This is a genomic window from Oleiharenicola lentus, from assembly GCF_051660365.1.
GTDB classification, from domain to species: Bacteria; Verrucomicrobiota; Verrucomicrobiia; order Opitutales; family Opitutaceae; genus Lacunisphaera; species Lacunisphaera lenta_A.
In genome coordinates this window covers 3,096,112-3,118,113 of record NZ_JBOZXB010000001.1, presented here as the reverse complement: position 1 = coordinate 3,118,113, position 22,002 = coordinate 3,096,112, and the positions used below count along the sequence as shown (strand labels likewise).

Sequence of the window (22,002 nt, the reverse complement as noted above, 5' to 3'; positions counted from 1 at the left end):
CGGAGCTGCGCGCAAACTGTTAAAAACAGGACATGCCCCGCCCCGCTTCCATTTCCAAAACGCATTGCCCTGCCCTGACCTCTCCCGTTTCCGACGGGCTGGTAAAAATCTGGATCTCTCAGCGCAACCTCCTTCGTGCGATGGACGCACACCGCCAGCTCGATTCACTTTCGGCGGATTCATTCGCCACGGAAGTCGTCACGGATGGTTACTATCTCGTGCGCAAAAATCTTTTCGACTTGGTGACGCTCAATCGCGACCTCCCGCACAACGCCAGCATTTCCGAGAGAAATTCTCGCCCGCCGATGGTTGCCGTCTCTGAAATACCTGACACCTCTTCCAACGAAACCGCTCACAATATCCTCGCGCAAAATCTGGGAGCGCTGCATGCACTCGCGGCCGATTACGCATCGCTCCAAGCCGAAGCCGCGACCGAAAAAGCATCCGCCATTTTCGCCGTCGTCCAGCAACACAGTCGCCAGCTGAAAGCGTTTCTCACAAATCTGTTTCCCGACCGCGTGTCGGCATAAACCCGTCCCGCTTCGCCCGGTGGAGCCGTTTCAGCCACGGCTTTTTTTAGCCTATCACCGACCTTTCGGGCCCAGGCAAATTGACACTTAATAGGTGTCAATGGTGCCGCTTGCTAAGAACCTTGCACGAATCGCTGGTTGCGGCGAGCGGTATCGACGAGCCGCAACAGTGCCACGTGCCACTCGGCAACAGATTCGCCAGCCTGTGCCGACACGAATTGACACCTATTAAGTGTCAAATGTGGTTTGAGTGAGGCGCGCTCTGGACTGTAAGAAGCGTTAGAGTTTGCGACGTGCACGCGCTCCCCGTGAGCTGTCGGCACGCATGAAATTACCCCTATTGCGCTTCGCACTTGTGCTGTCGATTACCGCTAGCGCCTTCGCTGCGCCGCTCACGCTCAATGTCCCTGGCCAACTAACGCCACCCGCGACCGAGACTTTCGCTATGGGCACGTCGGTCAATCCACGAGGCAATCTTCTCACGGTCACGAGCCGAACTCTCTTGCTGGACGGCCAGCCGTGGACGCCCGTGATGGGTGAGTTTCATTATTCGCGTTATCCGCAGAACGAATGGCGCGACGAGCTGGCGAAAATGAAAGCCGGTGGCATCGACATCGTCGCCACGTATGTATTTTGGATTCACCACGAGGAAATTGAGGGCCAGTGGACGTGGCGCGGCGACAAAGACCTCGCGCAATTCGTGCGCACCGCCGGCGAAGTTGGCCTCAAAGTCATCGTGCGCTGCGGCCCGTGGTGCCACGGCGAAGTGCGCAATGGCGGCCTGCCCGACTGGGTCGTCGCGCGCGGAAACGTTCGCTCGGACGAGGTCACGTATCTCGCCAGCGCAAAAAAACTTTACGCGCAAATCGCCACGCAGCTCACCGGCCTGCTCTGGAAGGACGGCGGTCCCGTCATCGGCATTCAGTTGGAAAATGAATACGGCGGCCCCGCGCAGCATTTGCTCACGTTGAAAACCATGGCACGCGAACTCGGGCTCGACGTCCCGCTCTACACGCGCACCGGCTGGCCGACGTTAAAGACGCCGATGCCTTTTGGCGAAATCATCCCACTCTACGGCGTTTACGCAGAAGGCTTCTGGGATCGCGAAACCACCACAATGCCCGGCAATTACTGGGCGGGCTTTCATTTCTCCACACTGCGCACCGACGCCAACATCGCCAACGAAGCCCTCGGTCGCCGCAACGCACAAGATGCGCCCGATGTCGCGCGTTACCCTTATCTCACGTGCGAAATCGGCGGCGGCATGATGAGCAGTTATCACCGTCGAATCCTTGTCGATCCGCGGGACATCGATTCCACCACGCTCGTAAAACTCGGCTCCGGCAGCGTGTCGCCCGGATACTACATGTATCACGGTGGCACCAATCCCGAGGGCCAGCTCACCACGCTCATGGAAGAGCAAGCCACCGCGATCACCAACTGGAACGACATGCCGGTGAAGAATTACGATTTCCAAGCTCCGCTCGGCCAATACGGCCAGATCCGCCCGCACTATTACACGCTGCGCCGGCTGCATTATTTTCTCCATCACTTCGGCCCAACACTCGCCACGATGGACACCGTGCTGCCCGACCAGCGGCCAATAGGGAAAGACGACACAGCCACGCTCCGCTGGGCGGTGCGCTCGGATCGCAAACAGGGGTTTCTCTTCGTGAACAATTACGAGCGCGCGAAAAATCTTCCTGAGAAATCCGGCGTGCAATTCAGCATCCGGCTCCCCGAAGCCGGCACGATTACTTTCCCGAGCAAGCCCATCACGGTGCCCGCCAACGCACGTTTCATCTGGCCGCTCAACCTGCAGCTCCATGGCAGCGCTCGTCTCACGTGGGCCACCGCGCAGTTGATCGGCATCGGCACCGAGAAATCGCAATTCACCTATTACTTCGCCGAGACACCGGGAGTTCCCGCAGAATTTATTTTCACCGGAGCCCGCGTCGTCGCCCACCGAGGCCAGATGTCAGGCACCATGCAGGCTTACAATGTCACGCCTAGCCGCGAGCCCGCGCTCACTGTAAATTCGTTCCGCGTCGTGTTACTCTCCGAAGCCGACTCGCTCGCGCTCCACCTCGATCCCGTGACCGGCCAAGCGAGTTTCGATAACTTCTCGCAGCCATCCACCACGCCGGTCGCGTTCGAGTCCATCAAAGCGGCCGGCCCGCTCCGCACCATCGCTCTCGGCCAATCCAAACAGCCCGTTGCCTCCGCGCCGCTCTCGGCCGACTTCAAAGACGCCGCCGTGTGGCGTGTTAAACTCCCTGCCAATCTGGATTTCACAAAAAACCCGCTGCTACGCCTGCATTACACCGGCGACGTCGCCCGCGTTTCCATCGGCGACACCTTCATCACCGACGACTACTACAACGGCTATGCACTCGAGATCGGACTACAACGTCACGTCGAAGCGTTGAAGCGTGGCGACCTCACCATCGCGATCCTCCCGTTACAAAAATCCGCCGCGACCGGCGACAAACCACAAATCTACCTCCCCGACTCCGCCAAACCCGACTTCGGCACGACCACCGCCATCGCCGAACTCCGCGAAGCCCACCTCGTGACCGGAGGCAATTGACACTCAATAGGTGTCAATTGTCGCCAGCAAATTTTCGCGCAACTTGCGGCTTCGCGCTTCACTCACGAAGGAAAAATTACGTCACCTGCGACCTCGGCACGCGGCTATCAGGAAGGCGGCAAGCCCGCTCGCACGGCATGCAACCACGCTAGCAATTGCAGCGTTCGTTCAGCGTCAGGCATCTGCGTTCCGCGCGTCACGAAAGCCTGCACGCGTTGGCGCGGCAGCCCTAGCAAACGTCCTAAATTTACCTGTGCGCCCCGCTTCTTCAGCAGCGGGCGGATTTCGCGCCGCAGTTCGTTCCACAGTGGGGTGTGCCGGCCAGGTCGCAACGTCCCGCCGCGTTTCGATGTCGGGCGATCAATACGGTAGGCTTTACCGGCGTATTTCGCCATTTCCACAGACGCTTCATAAATCACTTCCAAAAGCATCAGCGGCAACTCGAGTCGCGTCTCAATCAGTTTTGTGCGCATTGACACCTATTAAGTGTCAAGTGCCCGCCGCACAATTAGCCTGACCACCTGTTTTCAGGCGCGTTGATTTTTGCGACGGACCCGGGATTGCGCGCCATGCAAAAATAAGACTGTCAGCATTGGTCGCCCTTGGCTTCGAGGCCGATTCTGTCGCAATTGCGCTGCATGCGGAAACTACCCCTTTTTTCTGCGCTGGCTTCGTTTGCCTGCGCTCACCTCAGCGCCGCTACCGAAACTCCGGGCTTCCACGCGTGGGCGAAGACGCCGCCGATGGGCTGGAATAGCTGGGATTCTTTCGCCACCACGGTCACCGAAGCGCAGACGAAAGCGCAGGCCGATTACATGGCGGCAAAGCTTAAGGCGCACGGCTGGGAATACATCGTCGTCGACATTCAGTGGTATGAACCGAACGCGACCGGCTTCAATTATCGCAAGGACGCCAAGCTCGTCCTCGATGCGAATGGTCGCCTGCTGCCCGCGGTAAATAAATTCCCGTCCGCCGCCGACAGCGCGGGCTTCAAGCCGCTCGCCGATTATGTGCATTCGCTCGGTTTAAAATTCGGCATCCACCTCATGCGCGGCATTCCGCGCCAAGCCGTCGTCGAAAATCTGCCGGTGCTCGGCACGAATGTCCGCGCCGCCGACATCGCGAACACCGCCAGCGTTTGCACGTGGAACACCGACATGTTCGGCGTCGATATGTCGAAAGCCGGCGCGCAGGAGTATTACGACTCGGTCTTCGCGCTTATCGCGTCGTGGGGCGTGGACTATGTAAAGGTCGACGATCTCAGCCGCCCGTATCACGACAACGAAAAGGAAATCGAAGCGATCCGGCGTGCCATCGACAAAACGGGCCGCCCGATGGTGCTCAGTCTTTCACCCGGCGAAACCGCCCTCACCGGTGCCGCGCACGTGCAGCAACACGCGAACCTCTGGCGCATCAGCGACGATTTTTGGGACAAGTGGCCGGAGCTCTACGCGCAATTCGCGCGGCTCGAAAAATGGAACCCACACCGCGTCAGCGGCGCGTGGCCCGACGCCGACATGCTGCCCTTCGGTGTGCTTGACATGGGGAAGCGCTCCACCCGTTTCACGCGCGACGAGCATTACACGGTGATGACGCTGTGGTCGATCGCCCGTTCCCCGCTCATGCACGGTGGCGACATGACCAAGATGGACGACTTCACGCTGTCGCTACTGACCAACGACGAAGTCCTCGCCGTTAACCAGCGCAGCTCAAACAACCGCCCGCTCTTCACTCACGACAAACTTATCGCGTGGATCGCAGATGCGCCGAATTCCGCCGACAAATACCTCGCGGTTTTCAACGCCAACGACACCTCCGCCCGCGTGCCCGTGAAGTTGAGCGAACTCGGCTTCGGCGACGATGTCACGATTCGCAATCTCTGGACCCACACCGCAGAAAAATTCTCAGGCGATCAGTTTTCCCCCGAAATCCCTGCACACGGCGCCGGCCTGTATCGCGTCACATCCGCGACGCCGTTTGCCGTCGAGATCAACGTTCACGCGGACAAATCGCGCGGCGAACTGAAACCGATCTGGCGCTACTTCGGTGCCGACGAACCGAACTATGCGACGATGAAGGACGGCCAGAAATTGCTCACTGAGCTCGGCGAACTTTCCCACGGAAACATTTATTTCCGTGCGCACAATCTCCTCACAAGCGGCGACGGAACGGCCGCGTTTAAATGGGGTTCGACCAACGCCTACACCGAAACCATCGACGGCAAACCGATCTACGATTGGCGCGGCGTTGATCACATCTTCGACACCTATCTGGCGCGCGGCGTGAAACCGCTCGCGCAAATCGGTTTTATGCCTGAAGCGATGTCGACCGAGCCGACGCCGTATCGTCACTCGTGGCGACCGGGTTTCCCGTATGAAGAAATCTACACCGGTTGGACGAAGCCGCCAAAAGACTATGCCAAGTGGGGCGAACTCGCTTATCAATGGGCCAGACACAGCGTCGAGAAATATGGCGCGGCCGAAGTGAACACGTGGTGGTGGGAAGTCTGGAACGAAGCAAACAACAATCCGAAAGGCTACTGGGGCGCCAGTTCTGAGGAGTTCCGCAAGCTGCACGACTACGCGATCGCCGGCGTGCGGCGCGCATTGCCGACCGCACGCGTTGGCGGGCCACACTCGGCCGGTCACGGCGGCCAGTTTATGAAAGATTTTCTCGAGCACTGTTTGCGCGGCACGAATTACGCGACCGGCGAAAAAGGCACGCCGCTCGACTTCGTGGCGTTTCACGCGAAAGGCTCTCCGACTTTCGTCGATGGACACGTGCGCATGGGCATCGCCAATCAACTCCGCGCAATCGAAACTGCATTCAACACCATCGGCTCTTATCCCGAGTTGAAAAACATCCCGATCATCATCGGCGAATCCGATCCCGAAGGCTGCGCCGCGTGTCAGGGGCCGCAGATGGCCTATCGCAACGGCACGATGTATTCGAGTTACACCGCCGCTAGCTTCGCGCGCAAACATGAGCTCGCCGCCGTCCACGGCGTGAATCTGGAGGGCGCGGTCACGTGGGCATTCACATTCGAAGACCAGCCGTATTTCGCCGGCTTCCGTCAACTTGCCAGCAATGGCGTGCCGCTCGCGGTTTTTAATGTGTTCCGCATGTTCTCGCTAATGGGCCCCGAGCGCCTCCACGCCACCAGCTCCGGCGAAATTGCGCTCGGCGACATCATCAAAGACGGCGTGCGCAACGCCCCTGATGTCGGCGTGCTTGCTGCGCGCGACCCCGCCAAAAAACAAATCGCCGCGATGGTCTGGCACTATCACGACGACGATCTCGCCGGCCCCGATGCCGCGGTGAAACTCGCGTTCGACGGATTGCCAACCGACGTCACCCACGCGCGCGTCACGCATTACCGCATCGATCAAACTCACGGCAACGCTTACGCGGAGTGGTTGCGTCAAGGCTCCCCCATCGCACCGAACCGGCAGCAATACGCCGCGTTGATCAAAGCGAGCGAACTCACGCGCCTCGAAGACGCACCCGACGCCGCCCAGATTGAAAACGGCCGCGCTCACCTGGAGTTTAAATTGCCGCGCCAAGGCGTCTCGTTTGTCGTCATCGAATGGAACTGAAACGAAAAATTGCGTGGCTTCTAAAAGGTAGGGCCGGATCTCCGAGCCGGCCGGAAGTTCGAATGTCCTTTTATCGTGCCCCGGCCCGCCCGGAGGTCGGGCCCTACCTTGCGTTGCTGCTGCTCACAATTACTTCAGCGTTTGCGGCGGCGCCTTGGGTGAAAGAGCAACCCGCGTCGAATGCGTTCCCGCTTTTTGACGGACGCATCGTTGCGACCATCGTGACTGCGCCGGAAGAGTTTGAAGTCGTGCAAGTCGCAAGTCGCGACCTCAGCGCCGACATCAATCGCGTCACGGGCCGTTCCGCCGAATTAAAAAGCTCCGCCGATAATGTTAAGAGTCCGGCCATCCTCGTCGGCACGCTTGGCAAAAGCCCGTTGATTGACGACCTCGTGGCGCGCAAAAAAATCGATGTTACGGAACTGCGCGGCGCGTGGGAAAGTTTTATCATCACCACCGTCGAAGCGCCTTCGCCCGGTATCGCGCAAGCGCTCGTCATCGTCGGCAGCGACCGACGCGGGACGGCGTTCGGCGTTTACGAACTCTCCCAGGCGATCGGCGTGTCGCCATGGTATTGGTGGGCGGATGTCACGCCGTCGAAAAAATCCGCGCTCTACGTCGATGCCGGCACGCGCCGGTTTGGGCCGCCATCGGTGCAATACCGCGGCATTTTTCTCAACGACGAGGACTGGGGCCTGCAACCGTGGGCCGCCAAAACGTTTGAGCCGGAAGTCGGCGATATCGGGCCGAAGACTTACGCGAAAATCTGCGAACTCCTGCTACGGTTGAAAGCCAACACGCTCTGGCCCGCGATGCACGCCTGCACGCAGGCGTTTAACCACTATCCGGAAAACAAACTCGTCGCCCACCGCTACGCGATCGTCATGGGCTCGTCGCACGCAGAGCCGATGTTGCGCAACAACGTCACCGAATGGACCGCGCCGCACGAGGACTATAATTATATCAAAAACCGAGAAGGCGTGCGCAGTTACTGGGAGCAACGCGTAAAAGAGAACGGCAAATTCGAGAACATCTACACGCTCGGCATGCGCGGCATCCATGATTCGAACATGCAGGGCGCGAAGACCGACGCCGAACGCATCGCCACGCTCGAAAAAATCTTCGCCGACCAGCGCGCGATGATTGCAAAGCATGTAAGCCCCCACGTCGAACAAGTGCCGCAGATGTTCTGCGCCTACAAGGAAGTCCTCGATCTCTACCGCCAGGGCCTGCAGGTGCCCGACGACGTCACGATTGTCTGGCCGGACGATAATTTCGGTTACATCCGCAACTTTGCGACGCCCGAGGAGCAGAAACGCAGCGGCGGCTTCGGCGTGTATTATCACATTTCGTATCTCGGCCGCCCGCTCTCGTATCTCTGGCTCAACACCACGCCGCCCGCGCTGATTTGGTCGGAGATGCACAAAGCCTACGAACACGGCGCGCGCAAACTCTGGATCGTCAACGTCGGCGATTTGAAGCCCGGAGAAATCGGCACCGAATTTTTTCTGCAAATGGCGTGGGACATTAATCGGTGGAAAGCGGACAACATTGATAAATTTCTGTCCGAGTGGGCGGCGCGCGAGTTTGGCGAAGCGAATGCTCAAAACATCGGCTTTCTCATGAGCGCCTATTATCGCTTTAATTTCCAGCGACGCCCTGAACACCTGCAATGGTGGTTATCCCGAGAGGCTCCTCAACCAAGCCCGTTTCCAAAACAAGAGGCCGGAGACCGCATTTTAAGCATGGGTCACCTGGCGATGATGGCCGACCACGTGCGCGCTTCTCTCCCACCCGATAAACAAGCGGCTTTCACGCAACTCGTGAACTACCCCGTCCGGGGATCAATGCTGGCGAATGGCCGGTATTTCTCGGGCGAGTTCGGAGAGAAAGAACGAGCCACAAAATTTGACCACGAACTCAAAGAGCTCACGCATAGTTTCAACGAGGAACTCTCCAGCGGTAAATGGCGCGGCTTCATGGCGCTCGAACCGGCGAACGACGAATGGAAGAGCATGCGCATCGCGCCGTGGAAAATGCCGGAGTTTCCACCGAAACCCGAGGACACGACCAAAACCGAAAAGATTTCCATCACCGAATTTCGGCCCGCTGCTTCAACGAGCGGGGTGCATTGGAAACCGCTGCCGGGCCTCGGCTACACATTGCTGCCTACGACTGCGTCGAGCTTTGATCGCGCTAAACTCAAGACGCATGCGCCGCAAATTTCCGCGCCCCTGACTCTGGCAGTCGGGACATATGAGGTGACCGTCCAACTTCTTCCCACTCATCCTTTGGTCACTGGGCTCGGTCTCAGTGTCGGCCTCGCCGTCAACGACGCCGAACCAACGGTGCTCACCTATTCGGGCAAAGACGGCTCCGCAGAATGGGCGCAGGGTGTGCTCAACAATTACGTCACCGTCAGCACGACGATCCGCGTGCCCTCGGCCGGTGAACACACGCTACGTCTCTACAGCATCGATGCCGGTGTGGTTGTTCGCAAAATCGAGCTTACGCCAGCTACGATTGCTACTGATACCAGTCACGCGACGCCTTGAGCCGTATTTGCAGGCTCGCCAAGCGTGCTTCGGGCATCGGAAGATGCGGGCATGACCGTTTCCGCCGGACGCAAACCTGCCGTTGGGTTTATCTTCGTCACCCTCACGCTTTCCATCGTGGGGTTCGGGCTGCTCATTCCTGTGCTGCCGAAGCTTATCGTAGGTTTCAGCGGTGGTGACATCGCTTCCGGTTCACATGCCTATGGCTGGATCATCAGCGTGTATGCGTTGATGCAGTTTATCGGTTCGCCGATTCTCGGGTCGCTTTCGGATCGTTTCGGACGTCGGCCCATCATCCTCATCGCCACCGCAGGCTCGGCGATCGACTACATGATCATGGCGTGGGCACCGAGTTATGCGTGGTTGTTCGTGGCGCGCATGATCGCGGGCTTTACGGGCGGTGTGTTGTCCACGGCTAACGCCTACATCGCTGACGTGACGCCACCCGAGAAACGCGCGGGAGCCTTCGGGTTGTTAGGCGCGGCGTTTGGCATCGGATTTGTCCTCGGGCCGGCCGCGGGCGGGTATCTCGGAAGCATCGATCTTCACCTGCCCTTCTGGGTCGCGGCGGGTTGCTCGGCGTTGAATTGGCTCTACGGCTTCTTCGTGTTGCCGGAATCCTTGAAGCCGGAAAATCGCCGCGCGTTTAGCTGGAGCCGCGCGAATCCCATCGGCGCGTTGATGGCGTTGAAACGTTTCCCGGCGGTGCTGTCGCTCGCGGAGGCGTATTTTTTCCTGATGCTGGCGCAGGGCATGATGTTCTCGATGTGGGCGCTCTACACGGATTACCGCTACCACTGGACGCCGCTGCAAGTCGGGCTGTCATTGATGCTGGCAGGCGTGTTGTCAGGCATGGTGCAGGCCACCCTCGTCAAACGCATCGTGCCAAAAATCGGCGAAACCAAGGCGGTCGTCATCGGCATGAGCATTTCGATTTTCGCGTTCACGAGCTACGGCCTGGCACCGAGCGGCGGATTTGTTTACGCGATTATCGTGATTGCCGCCTTCGCCGGCATCGCCGGTCCGGCCATGCAATCTTACATCACGAAACACGTGCCCGCCGACGAACAGGGCGCGGTGCAAGGCGTCTTTGGTGGCCTGCAAAGTCTCGCCGGCATCCCGGCGCCGTTCATCGCGACGTGGAGTTTCGGTTGGGCGATTTCCTCGGCGCGCACCGTGCAGGTTCCCGGCATCGCGTTTTTCGAGGCGGCGGCCTGCATCGCGCTCGCGTTAATCCTCGCGCTGCGCACCTTCCGCAAAAACGCGCATGAGACGATCGCCGTGACGGTGAACGCCAACTCGTGACCGCCGGTTTGTAACGTATTACATCACAAACCTGACCGGCTCACTTCGGCGGTGGTCCGCCGAAATGCGCTTTGTGCGCGGCGTAGGCGGCGGTATCGGCGAGCATGGCGTCGATGGTCGCCACGAGCGGCTCGAGGCGCACGAGGCCGGAGAACACCGCTTTGTCGCCAATCGCATCCGTCAACACAAACGATGGGCGCTGATTAAGTTGGTGGGCGAAAAATTCCGCGGTGCTTGCATCCACGCGAGTTTTTACCGCGGCAGACTCGGCGGCTTTGCGGAGTTTTTTCGCATCGAGCGTCGCGGCTTTGGCGGCGATTTTTACGGAAACAGCAATGTCGCCGACCTTCGCCCCCTCGAGGAGCGCAGCATTCGTGAGCGCGCGCCAGATGCGGTCATCATTCACGCCGAAATCACGCCCCGCTTCCGCCACGAGATTCGCGGCTTCGTAGCGGCCGGCGCGTTCGGCTTCGAACCAACCGGAGTTCAATTTGTAGCTCGAACGCATCACGGAGCCGCCACTGCGTTGATAAAACCAATCGCACTGCGCGCGCGACACGGGAAAATCCTCGGGCCTCATCGCGGCGATTTTCCACTCAAATTCCACGCGGCCCGCGTAGCGTTTTTTCAGTTCAATCCACACGGGGTCGACCCAGTGACACCATGACGAGAGCACTTCGAGATAGTAGGTGACTTTCATTGGCGCGAGTTTCTAGACGAGCCGGTTCCAACGTCAAACGCGTCACACCGAGACGAAAAACACTGTCGCACGTCTTCCACCGACACAGCCGGCTTGTCATATATTATATGACAAACGCGTCCGCGCATTTTTCTGCTTTTTCGCAGACGCTAGAGCGCGGGTAGCTTACTCGCCCTTGTTCAAAAGCTTGGTCGTGTCAGCTAGGACTTTTTGCGGCCCGAGGTAATTGCCGTCTTCGTAAGTGTCCGAAATCACTTTTCCCTTCGAGTCCACCAACACGAGGCAAGGAATCCCCGTGCCTTTGCGAAAAGACGCGAGATAGGAGCCATCATCTTTGGCTTCGTCGTATTTCACCGCCAGCCAGGTCATGCCGTCGTCCTTCATGTAATCCCGCATCGCACCGGCGGAATGATCGCGGCTGACAAAAATCACTTCAAACTGGGGGTATTTCGCTTTCATCTTATTATACGATGCCAGCAACTTCGGTGTGAACTCACGACACGGACCACACCAGCTCGCGGAATAATACAGCGCGTAATATTTCACGCCCGCGAGCGAGGAGTCGTCCGCTTTCTGGAGTTTGCCGTTCTGCATCCGCATCAATTTGCCCGCGAGTTTGCGCTGCATCAGCGAGGGCGCGCCAGACGGTGTCGCCGTTGCCGCCGTGGAAGCCACCGCCGCTGCCGGTTCAGCCATCGGCGCGACCGCGGCGGGACTGCCTGCGCGTTGCAACAAATCCGTTTTCTCAACCGGCACGCGCACCGAGGTGAGTCCCGATTTGCCGATGACACCGGTCGCCGTGACGCCGGTCACGACCAGACGTGTGCCTGCGCCGATCAACATCATGCCGCCGTCTTTGCCGTTGTTGATCACCGTGCCTTTGGCGACTGCCGTCACCGTGACTTCAGTCGGCCAGAGCTGCGGATCAGCGACGATTTCTTCGGGCGTCGCCGCGCTTGCTGCGATCACGCCAACCAGCCACATCAAAACCAGTTTCATGCCGCGTAGATTCATGGGGCGCGACCTTTGACGGTTTTCGCGCAGCCGTCACCCGCCAAATGAAGCAGACACCGCCACAGAATTGCGCTTGTCACGCCGCGCGGTCGGCACTCTGTATCTCGCACCACCCATGGCATCCAACTACACCGAAGCCAGCATCAAGACCCTCTCGTCTCTCGAGCACATTCGCCTCCGCCCCGGCATGTATATCGGCCGGCTCGGCAACGGCCAACACGCCGAGGACGGCATCTACGTGCTCCTCAAGGAAACCATCGATAACTCGATCGACGAGTTCATGATGGGCCACGGCAAGAAAATCGAAATCGAGCTCAACGAGCGCAGCCTCAAAGTGCGCGATTACGGTCGCGGCATCCCGCTCGGCAAACTCGTGGATTGCGTCTCCATCATCAACACGGGCGCGAAATACGATTCAAACACCTTCCAAAAAGCCGTCGGCCTCAACGGCGTCGGCCAGAAAGCGGTCAACGCCCTCTCCGTTTCTTACATCGCCCAAGCCGTCCGCGAAGGCGAAACGAAGGTCGTCGAATTCGAAAAAGGTAAACTCAAGAAAGAGTCGAAAATCACCAAGACCACCGACCGCAACGGCACGCTCGTCGAGTTTACGCCCGACGAAGCGCTCTTCGGCAAAGAATTCAAATTCCGCACGGAGTTCATCGAGGACATGCTTTGGAACTACGCGTTCTTGAATCGCGGCCTCACGCTCACGTTTAACGGCAAAGCCTTCAAATCCGAGAACGGCCTGAAGGATCTGCTCACCAAGGAACTCGCTGGCGAACCACTCTACCCGATCATCCACCTCGAAGCCGAGGACATCGAAGTCGCGTTCACGCACGGCAATCATTACGGCGAGGAATATTGGTCGTTCGTCAACGGCCAGCACACCACGATGGGCGGCACGCATTTGCAGGCCTTCCGCGAAGCGCTCGTCGAGACGCTGCGTAATCACTTCAAAAAAGATTTCGACGCCGCCGACGTCCGCCAGGCAATCGACGCCGCACTCGTCGTGCGCGTGCAAGAACCGGTGTTCGAATCGCAGACCAAAACTAAACTCGGCTCCGCCAACCTCGGCCCGGATGGCCCGACGATCAAGGAATTCGTCGGCAAGTTCATGCAGCAGTCGCTCGATACCTACCTGCATAAAAACCGCGAGACCGCGGAGATCATCAAAAAGAAAATCGAGGAAAACGAGCACGAGCGCAAAGAACTCGCCGGCATCCGCAACATCGCCCGCGAACGCGCCAAAAAAGCCTCGCTGCACAATCGCAAGCTCCGCGATTGCCGCCTCCACCTCGGCGACAAAAATCCGCGCGGCGAGGAAAGCACGCTCTTCATCGTTGAGGGCGATTCCGCCGCCGGTTCGCTCACCGCAACGCGCGATGTGCAGACGCAAGCCGTGTTCGCGTTGAAGGGCAAACCGCTCAACACCTACGGCCTCTCGAAAAAAGTCATCTACGAGAACGAGGAATTTCACCTCCTCCAGTCCGCGCTGAACATCGAGGAAGGCCTCGACGGGCTCCGCTACAACAAGATCGTCATCGCCACTGACGCTGACGTCGACGGCATGCACATCCGCCTGCTGTTGCTTTCGTTCTTCCTGCAGTTTTTTCCCGACGTCATCCGCAACAACCACCTCTTCATCCTCGAGACGCCGCTCTTCCGCGTGCGCAACAAGAAGAAGACGTTCTATTGCTACAACGAAGAGGAAAAGCAGAAGGCGATCGTTGAGTGCGGCGCCAGCCACGAGATCACGCGCTTCAAAGGCCTCGGCGAAATCTCCGCGAACGAGTTCAAGGATTTCATCGGCGAAAACATCCGTCTTGAGCCCGTGAATTTGAATCACCTCTCGAGCAGCGACGAACTTCTCAGCTTCTTCATGGGCAAGAATACGCCCGAGCGTCAGGACTTCATCATCGGCAACCTGAAGATCGAGAAAGACTTGGTGGAGGTTTAAGTCGTGCCGCGGTTTCCCGCGTTTTGGATTTTCGCGTTTGTCGTAGCGACGCAGCTGTTCACCGGCTGTGTCACGCGGCCGACGGAGTATCGCGAGCCGCCCGCGCTTTCGCTTAGCGAGCGCGCCACGCGTAACACGCAGACATTCGACCGCGTGTGGGAGTTGGTGAACGAAAAATATTTCGACGCTAATTTCCGCGGAGTGAACTGGCCGGCGATGCGCGAAAAACATCGCGCACACGCCGTCAACTCCGCCGATGACACTGCGCTCTATCGCGTCCTCAACGATCTCTGCGGCGAGCTAAAGGAATCGCACCTCACCGCCATTTCTCCACGCCGCGCGCACGAGCAACGCGTGGACGCCCGCGCGCTCATCGGCATCCGTTGGCGCGTCATCGACGGCCAGCGCGTCGTCAGCGACGTAATGCCCGGCGGAGCCGCGGCCGAGGCGGGCGTGCAAACTGGCTGGATTGCGATTTCGCGCGATGGCCAATCGCTCGACGAGTCGGACACGTTCGTCACCCGCCTCGGGAAAAAAGTGCGTATGGAATTCCTCGACCGCGCCACTCAACCGCGTTCGCTCGAACTCGAGCCACGCCTCCTGAATTTCCAGCACCTCGAATCACGCGAACTCGCCGGCAGCGTGCGTTACCTGCGTTTTGATCGCTTCGACACCGGGACGATGCGCTGGCTGAGCCGCGAATTGAAAACCCATCGCGCCGCGCCGGCCGTCGTTCTCGATTTTCGCCATAATCCCGGCGGCAATGCCTTCGTGCTGCAAGTCGCCGTCGCCGAGTTTTTCGATCATCGCGTGGCGACGGGTGCTTTCGTCAAACGCGACGGCGCCGAGCGCGACCAGCACGGGCTCGCTTGGTTCTCAGCGAACTACGCGGGTAAAGTCGTCATCCTCACGAGTCCCGCTAGCGGCAGTGCAGCGGAAATTTTCTCGCACGTCTTGCAGCACCACAAACGCGCGACGGTCATCGGTCAGAAAACGGCGGGCGCGGTGGTTCTATCGCGTTACTACCGGCTACCGGGCGGCGGGCTGCTTCAATTGCCGTTTCAAGATTACATCGGCCTCGACGGCCAGCGTCTGGAAGGTCGCGGCGTCACGCCCGACATTGCCACACCGCAGCCAACACTCGAAGATTTTCGAACTGGAAATGATTCGGAACTCACAACTGCGCTTCAATTTCTGGCAGCCGAACCGCAAGATTGACTTAAACTTAAAGTTCAACATCAACTTCAACTCATGAGAACCATTTCAGCCGTCGATTTACGTAATGACTTGGAAGGCATCGTGAAGCTACTTCGTAAGGGCGAACGCCTAGAATTGACCTATCGCGGTGAGCGCATTGCTGAAATGGTGCCTGCCAAACCTATCTCCAAGCTTACTCCGATGGAAGCTCTCAAGCGCGCTCAAGAAATCACGGCCCAAGACCCTGATTACCCACAGAAAGCGGAAACGTATCTGCGCGAACTACGAGAAGATCAAAAAGCGTGGGGCGAACGCGCGCCGTGATCCATCTCGACACCAACTACTTAATCCTCGCCAATCAGTCTGGCACACGGGAAGAACTCGACGTTCAACGCTGGCTACAGCGAGGCGACGCACTTTCCACATCCTCCATTGCCTGGATGGCGTTTGTCACGGGGCCGGTGCAACCCGAGGTCGTGGAAGCTATTCGTCAGGCCATCGACGACCGCGTTATCGCTTTTTCTCAAGAAGATGCCGAGCTCGCTGCTCAACTTTTCAACCTGACTGGTCGTCAGCGTGGGCTACGTTATGACTGCATGATAGCCGCTGCCGCCATCATGGCCGAAGCCCGACTAGCCACTGCAAACATTGCGGATTTCCAACTTTTCCTTCCCTACGGCCTGCGTCTGGCCACGTAAAAATTCACTCTCGACGCCGCACCTCGCTTCGTAACCTTCCCCCTTTCCAGTAATGGCTAAAAAGAAACCTTCCAAGAAATCCGATCAGCCCGAACTGCCGCTTGATGCCGCGGCAACCAACGTCGTCGTGCCCGCGACGCCGCCGGCCGCCGAACCTGTTTCGGAGTCGCTCACCGTTCCCATGGAATCTGTGTCGCTCGCGCCTACCCGCCCCAAAGGTGTCAAAGTCCAGGACGACCAGGCCCCGCTCGCGCTGCATTACCGCAATTGGTTTCTCGAATACGCCAGCTACGTCATTCTCGACCGCGCCGTCCCGCACATCGATGACGGCTTGAAGCCGGTGCAGCGCCGCATTCTCCACACGTTGTGGGAAATGGACGACGGCCGCTTCCACAAAGTCGCCAACGTCGTCGGCGCCACGATGCGCTTCCACCCGCACGGCGACGCCTCCATCGGTGCCGCACTCGTCGCGATCGGCCAGCGCGCCTGGCTCATCGAGCCGCAAGGCAACTACGGCAACATGCTCACCGGCGACGAAGCCGCTGCGCCGCGTTACATCGAGGCGCGCCTCACGAATTTCGCTAAAGACGTCCTCTTCAACCCGAAGACCACGACATGGCAGCTCAGCTACGACGGGCGCGCCAAAGAACCCGTCACGCTTCCCGCGAAGTTCCCGATCACGCTTCTCGAAGGCGCCGAAGGCATCGCCGTCGGTCTGATGACCAAGATCCTGCCGCATAATTTCAACGACCTCTGCCGCGCCGCGATCAATCACCTCCAAGGAAAAACCTTCCGCATCCTCCCCGATTTCGCCACCGGTGGCACCGCTGACTTCTCTGAATACAACGACGGCGAACGCGGCGGCAAAGTGAAGGTCCGCGCCAAGATCGAAGTCCGCAGCAAATACCTGCTCGCGATCACCGAACTTCCGTTCGGCGCCACCACCGAATCGCTCATCGAATCGATCCTCTCCGCGAACGCCAAGGGCAAGATCAAGATCAAGCACGTCGACGACAACACCGCTGACTCCGTCGAAATTCTCATTCACCTTCCCGCCGGCAGCGACCCCGATAAAATCATCCAGCAACTTTACGTGTTCACGAATTGCCAGATGCAGCTCTCGCCCGCCGCATGCGTGATCGAACACGACAAACCGCAGTTCCTCGGCGTCCGCGAAATCCTCAAACGTTCCGCTGAGAAAACGAAAGACCTGCTCAAGCAGGAACTCGATATCAAGCTCGGCGAGCTCGAACAGCAATGGCACTGGGATTCGCTGGAACGCATTTTTATCGAAGAGCGCATCTACCGGAACATCGAAAAATCGAAGACGTGGGAATCCGTCCTCGAAGAAATCCGCAGCGGCTTAAAGCCGTTCATTAAAAATCTCCGCCGTGAAGTCACCGCCGACGACATCACGCGCCTCACCGAAATCCGCATCAAGCGCATCTCCGCCTACAATCGTTTCCAGGCTGACGAGGCTATGAAGAAGATCGAGGAGAGCATGAAGGAGACGAAAGCCCACCTCAAGAACCTCACCGGTTACGCCGTCGCGTGGTTCGAGATGCTCCAGGAAAAATACGGCAAAGGCCACAAGCGCCGCACCGCCTACGACGAGATCGCGCAAATCGACGCGTCATCCGTCGTCTCCGTCAACCAGCGCCTTTACGTGAATCGCGAGGACGGTTTCATCGGCCTCAACTGGCGCCAGCACGAATTCGTCACCGAGTGCACCATTCTCGACAGCGTGCTCACGATCATGGAAGACGGCTCGCTCAAGGTCACCAAAGTCGCCGACAAAGTTTTCATGGGCCGCAACATTCGGCACATCGCGATCTGGCCAAAAGACGGCGACCAGAATTTCTACACGATGGTGTATCAGGACGGTGAAACCGGCAAAGCCTTCGCCAAGAAATTCCAGATCGGCGGCCTCTCCCGCGACAAACTCTACCCGCTCGCGAAGAGCGAAAATTCGAAGATCGTGTATCTCCACATCGCCAAATCCGAAAAAGAGATGCCGAAGAAGCTCAACGTCTTCCTCGACGGCCGCAGCGGCGCCCGCGTCCGCGAACTCGAATTCGACATGACCGCCGTCCCTGTCAGCACCCGCACGTCAAAAGGCCTCACCGTCAGCAAATGGGCCGTGAAAGAAGTGAAAAACGTAGACTGAGCGCTACGCTACGCTTCTCGGCCTCCTCGCAAAGCGCATCCAAGGGTGCGCTTTTTTGTGGCGCATAAAAACGGCAACCGCGCGCCTAAGGCTGATCAGAATCACTTACGATTTTCGGAGCCGGCACTTTGGCTTCCACCCAACGCTGCAAAAGCGACGTCACCTCACTGCCCACAATAAATTCTCCCGAGATCGCGTCACCGCTTACCCGCAACACCGAACCCAGCCACGATAAGCTGACCGAGTCCTGCCCTTGCTTCCAACCCCGGATCGTCCAACGCGTCGCCCAAAAACCAGGCGATTCAGATTCAAGACGAGCGTCCCTTAAAAAGGCGGCAATTTCACGCCGCGTGTTCTCATCCTTGAAAGACTTTCCTCGATAGAAAAGCGGATCGCTGAACTCCACCAGGATTTCATCACAAGTAAGAATCGCATCCGTGATTCGCGCCCTGATTTTCTGCTGCTGAGCTTCAGCCTGTTTTGCGTGGAGCGTTCGCTCCACGAGCACTTCTCTCTGCCCTTGCCATCGTCCCGTGAAGACACCCAACAAAGCCGTAATTGCGATCAAGGCTCCGATCATAATTCCTCGTTTCATGACAATCATGACGCACTCGCTTCACTTTTCTTAGTCGTCCCTGACAACCCGAGTGATGAGCGAAGCTCCGAAGTATAAAAAAGCACTTCGGAATACTCCCCGAGGCCGCGCAGAAGATTCTTTTCCTCGCCAGAATTCAAAACTGCGCGCAAGTCGTATGATGAGGAGTAACCGCGGCTGGCGTGCTCATGATAGCGGACTTCACGGATCTCCGACGGCGACACCCGCACTTCGCGGTGAAACGGAATCGGCCCGGTCGCGACGCGCAGCAAATCGGCGGAGACTTCGATCACCGTAGAATTAAAAAGCATTCCGAGCGACGCGTAGGTCAGCACGAGACCAAACGCCACGTGCAGCAGCGGAAACAGTAAAAGCCCCCACGAGAGGTCGCCTCGCGTGAGCCCGAAGGCATACCACATCACCAGAAACGCATCCCACACCACCGTGAAACCAACGACAATCCACGCGGCTCCCGTGCGCCATTTCCGAGTAAGCACTAAACGCTCGCCCACCAACGATCGGACTACATTTTTTGGCGCCGCGTGAGTGTGAGTTCGCATGCTCGACCAAGCTTCAAATCAATCGCGCAACGTCTTCATCCCGAGCCGTGCGATGCGATCTATTAATTGCGGATAAGATATACCAGCTTTCAACGCCGATTGCGCGAAATCTTCGTCGGGCGCGAGCGCGGGATTGGGATTCGCTTCGATGAAATACAGTTCGTTCTGCGCATTTAATCGCAGGTCGATGCGTGCGTAGCCGTCGATGGTCAGTAGGTGGTAGATACGCTTGCAGACGGACTCGATGTGACGCACGAGCGCGGGCTCCAAGCCTTCGGCAAAGCGGTTTTCCAAGCCCCATTTCGCGCGATACGCTTCGTCCCATTTCGCCCGATACGTGGCGATCTTTGGCTCGTCGGGCGGCACTTCCCGAAACACGAGTTCGCGAATCGGGAACACCTGCAAGCGGTGGTTGCCGATCACGCTGACGTAGAGCTCGCGACCGGCGATATATTCCTCCGCAATGACATCGTTGCCGCCGTTGCTCTCGTGGATGAACGCGACGCGCTCGCGGAATTGTTCATCGGTCTCGACAAACGACGCCTGCGAAATTCCGAATGACGCCTCCTCTTTGAGCGGCTTGATGAGGATCGGAAATTTGAGGTGCTTCGGTCGCACTGCCCGGCGACCGCGCGGGATCATCGCGAAGTGCGGCGTGTGGATGCGGTGATAGCTAAGAATTTTTTTGGAAATGCCCTTGTGCTTGCAGAGCGTCAGGCCGGTGGCGCCGCAACCGGTGAAGGGGATTTCGTTCATCGCGAGGAACGAGACAATGTGCTGGTCGAACGCGCGATTGTTACGGAATTGATCAGCCTGATTAAAAATCACGTCCGGCGTGAACGTCTGCAGTTTTTGCCGGAGCAGATCGAGGTCATCGAAAATCGCGAGCTGCTCGTGCTCATGGCCCAACTCCTTCAACGCGGCGAGGAGCGCGGCTTCGGTTTTCCAGTCGGGAGTTTGCAGCTCGGCGCTCAGATCTTGATCAAGCGTCATCGGACGCACGGCATCGAACAACGCGAGAACTTTGAGTTTTTTCGCCATGGTTATTTGGAGCGTTTGAATTTTCCGGTGAAGAGGTAGTTCATCACGAGCGTGGTCACGTAAGCCGCCACGGCCATGTCGGGCGGCGCCTCGCCGGGACTCAAGTGCAGCTCGAGTTGGTCGCAACGTTCGATCAGCCGCGAGAGGAGTTTGTTCACGCGGTATTTTTTTTCGTTCGAAGATTCGCAGACGGCATCCATCAGCTGGCGCCGTCGTTGGCGCAGATAAACGGAGGCTTTGCAGGCCGGGCCAGCTTCCGGCGGGCCGGCAAAAAGTTGGCGCAGGTCGCGATCATAGAAATCGGGATAGGTGTCTTCATACTGCTTCCGCTTCCGCACATAAAACGTGTTCAGCTTTAAGTTGAGGCAGTTGAAATCTTTTTCGAGATACCCGGGCTGATACGGCGGCGGCTGGCCGGCGAGCGTCTTCATGAGCTGGTCGACGTATTCGAGTTTCTCGAGCGCCTTCCAGCCTTTGAAACGCGTGCGCCAGTCGAGATCAGGCGTGAGCCACACGGCAAAGGTCTCCGCGAAATCCTCGTCGGGGTGGCTTTGCGCATACCAGTCGTCGAGGTGCACCACGTAGGAATGACTGTAAGGCCGCGGGCGATAAAATTCCGGCGTGGTTTTCACCGACGAGCGACCGAACACGCGCTGCCATTTTCGTTTTTGCGTGAGCTGGTAGGCGTAGGCGTAAGCGTGCGCCGCCTCGTGCCGGATCAGGCGCATAAACATTTTCGGAGTGTCGCCTTCAACCTCGAGCATCATCTTTGCCTCCAGTTTACGCAGGCGCTCATGCGTCAGGTAGAACGGCACAAAAATCGCCGGGATGCCCACCGGCACAAACCACTCATCGCCGACGTGACACGGCGGATGAAACACCAAGCCTTTCGCAGAGAGTTCGTCGTAGAGTTGCTGAATCAGCGGCTGGAGCGGCGTGCCCGTGAGCGTGAGCCCGAGTTGGGAAATCTTCCGCTCAAGCAGTAGCGCTTCGTCGAGATCGGGCCACGCGGGAGATTCCATCACAGAACCTTAGCGCAATCTCACGCCGCTAGAATCAAATTCTCGCGGTCACATTCCCCTACCTCAGCCGTGGGATTCTTCCGGAGAGCTGTTTTCGGAACGACGAATGCGCGCGCCAGTCAGAATAGCCGTTCAGTAATTCGAAAACCCAAAACTCAAACTATATGAAAGCCAGCACTACCAATCTCGCCCGTGGCAATGGCAACGTCGCCGCCGGTAAAGCCAAACAAGCCGTCGGCAAAGTCGTGAACAGCCCGAAGCTCCAAGTGAAAGGCGCGCTTCAGGAAGTCGGCGGCAAAATTCAAAAGGCGGTCGGCAAGGATCAAAAGTCTCGCGGCAAGTAAGCCGTTTCCCGTCCGTTTTAGAAAAGCGACAGGCGTTGTGTCCTGTCGCTTTTTTGCGTCCACGCTGAGCGCGCGCCTTGCGTATGCACCCGACCGCAGGGAGCAATGCGCCCGTCCTAAAGTCGACTCCT

18 protein-coding genes are annotated in these 22,002 nt (G+C 58.4%); 11 read left to right on the top strand and 7 right to left on the bottom strand.

The window, feature by feature from the left end:
- The first annotated feature begins 32 nt into the window (after positions 1-32).
- Complete coding sequence (locus ACRRQW_RS12040; RefSeq protein WP_438481678.1) at positions 33-530, top strand: hypothetical protein; 498 nt, start codon at positions 33-35, stop codon at positions 528-530.
- A 325-nt stretch (positions 531-855) separates the two neighbouring features.
- Complete coding sequence (locus tag ACRRQW_RS12035; protein WP_438481676.1) at positions 856-3,120, top strand: beta-galactosidase; 2,265 nt, start codon at positions 856-858, stop codon at positions 3,118-3,120.
- 107 nt (positions 3,121-3,227) lie between these two features.
- Here ACRRQW_RS12035 and ACRRQW_RS12030 read toward each other — a convergent pair whose 3' ends face one another.
- A complete protein-coding gene (locus ACRRQW_RS12030; protein WP_438481674.1) occupies positions 3,228-3,593 on the bottom strand; it encodes a hypothetical protein in 366 nt (121 codons plus the stop codon).
- Positions 3,594-3,758: 165 nt separating this feature from the next.
- On the opposite strand from ACRRQW_RS12030, the gene ACRRQW_RS12025 reads away from it, so the two are divergent.
- From ACRRQW_RS12025 to ACRRQW_RS12015, 3 genes are all read left to right on the top strand, one after another.
- Positions 3,759-6,716, top strand: a complete 2,958-nt coding sequence (locus ACRRQW_RS12025; RefSeq protein WP_438481672.1) for a GH39 family glycosyl hydrolase — start codon at positions 3,759-3,761, stop codon at positions 6,714-6,716.
- Between the two features lie 62 nt (positions 6,717-6,778).
- Complete coding sequence (locus ACRRQW_RS12020; protein WP_438481670.1) at positions 6,779-9,271, top strand: glycosyl hydrolase 115 family protein; 2,493 nt, start codon at positions 6,779-6,781, stop codon at positions 9,269-9,271.
- A gap of 51 nt (positions 9,272-9,322) precedes the next feature.
- Positions 9,323-10,576 (top strand): TCR/Tet family MFS transporter, encoded by a 1,254-nt coding sequence (locus tag ACRRQW_RS12015; RefSeq protein ID WP_438481668.1) that lies wholly within the window; start codon positions 9,323-9,325, stop codon positions 10,574-10,576.
- 40 nt (positions 10,577-10,616) lie between these two features.
- Here ACRRQW_RS12015 and ACRRQW_RS12010 read toward each other — a convergent pair whose 3' ends face one another.
- Together ACRRQW_RS12010 and ACRRQW_RS12005 are read right to left on the bottom strand one after the other, a co-directional pair.
- Complete coding sequence (locus tag ACRRQW_RS12010) at positions 10,617-11,276, bottom strand: DsbA family oxidoreductase (RefSeq protein ID WP_438481666.1); 660 nt, start codon at positions 11,274-11,276, stop codon at positions 10,617-10,619.
- A gap of 165 nt (positions 11,277-11,441) precedes the next feature.
- The gene (locus tag ACRRQW_RS12005; RefSeq protein WP_438481664.1) at positions 11,442-12,290 is read right to left on the bottom strand and encodes a thioredoxin-like domain-containing protein; all 849 of its coding nucleotides are present in this window, start codon (positions 12,288-12,290) and stop codon (positions 11,442-11,444) included.
- A gap of 115 nt (positions 12,291-12,405) precedes the next feature.
- On the opposite strand from ACRRQW_RS12005, the gene ACRRQW_RS12000 reads away from it, so the two are divergent.
- From ACRRQW_RS12000 to ACRRQW_RS11980, 5 genes are read left to right on the top strand one after another with little or no spacing between them, the layout of a single operon-like run.
- On the top strand, positions 12,406-14,247 hold the full coding sequence (locus ACRRQW_RS12000) for a toprim domain-containing protein (RefSeq protein WP_438481662.1): 1,842 nt from the start codon (positions 12,406-12,408) through the stop codon (positions 14,245-14,247).
- 3 nt (positions 14,248-14,250) lie between these two features.
- Complete coding sequence (locus ACRRQW_RS11995; protein WP_438481660.1) at positions 14,251-15,465, top strand: S41 family peptidase; 1,215 nt, start codon at positions 14,251-14,253, stop codon at positions 15,463-15,465.
- A gap of 33 nt (positions 15,466-15,498) precedes the next feature.
- A complete protein-coding gene (locus tag ACRRQW_RS11990; RefSeq protein WP_438481658.1) occupies positions 15,499-15,768 on the top strand; it encodes a type II toxin-antitoxin system Phd/YefM family antitoxin in 270 nt (89 codons plus the stop codon).
- A complete protein-coding gene (locus ACRRQW_RS11985) occupies positions 15,765-16,142 on the top strand; it encodes a PIN domain-containing protein (RefSeq protein WP_438481656.1) in 378 nt (125 codons plus the stop codon). Before ACRRQW_RS11990 ends, ACRRQW_RS11985 begins: the two co-directional genes overlap by 4 nt.
- Before the next feature lie 52 nt (positions 16,143-16,194).
- Positions 16,195-18,309, top strand: a complete 2,115-nt coding sequence (locus ACRRQW_RS11980; RefSeq protein ID WP_438481655.1) for a DNA gyrase/topoisomerase IV subunit A — start codon at positions 16,195-16,197, stop codon at positions 18,307-18,309.
- A gap of 85 nt (positions 18,310-18,394) precedes the next feature.
- Here ACRRQW_RS11980 and ACRRQW_RS11975 read toward each other — a convergent pair whose 3' ends face one another.
- The 4 genes from ACRRQW_RS11975 to ACRRQW_RS11960 form a co-directional block, all read right to left on the bottom strand.
- Positions 18,395-18,904, bottom strand: coding sequence for a hypothetical protein (locus ACRRQW_RS11975; RefSeq protein WP_438481653.1), 510 nt, complete (start codon positions 18,902-18,904; stop codon positions 18,395-18,397).
- Positions 18,905-18,909: 5 nt separating this feature from the next.
- The gene (locus ACRRQW_RS11970; RefSeq protein ID WP_438481651.1) at positions 18,910-19,401 is read right to left on the bottom strand and encodes a hypothetical protein; all 492 of its coding nucleotides are present in this window, start codon (positions 19,399-19,401) and stop codon (positions 18,910-18,912) included.
- Positions 19,402-19,482: 81 nt separating this feature from the next.
- Complete coding sequence (locus ACRRQW_RS11965) at positions 19,483-20,505, bottom strand: D-alanine--D-alanine ligase family protein (RefSeq protein WP_438481649.1); 1,023 nt, start codon at positions 20,503-20,505, stop codon at positions 19,483-19,485.
- Positions 20,506-20,507: 2 nt separating this feature from the next.
- On the bottom strand, positions 20,508-21,527 hold the full coding sequence (locus ACRRQW_RS11960) for a putative zinc-binding metallopeptidase (RefSeq protein WP_438481647.1): 1,020 nt from the start codon (positions 21,525-21,527) through the stop codon (positions 20,508-20,510).
- A 164-nt stretch (positions 21,528-21,691) separates the two neighbouring features.
- Here ACRRQW_RS11960 and ACRRQW_RS11955 point away from each other — a divergent pair, with 164 nt between their 5' ends.
- Entirely contained in the window at positions 21,692-21,871 is a 180-nt protein-coding gene (locus ACRRQW_RS11955) for a CsbD family protein (protein WP_438481645.1), read from the top strand.
- Positions 21,872-22,002: the final 131 nt, after the last annotated feature.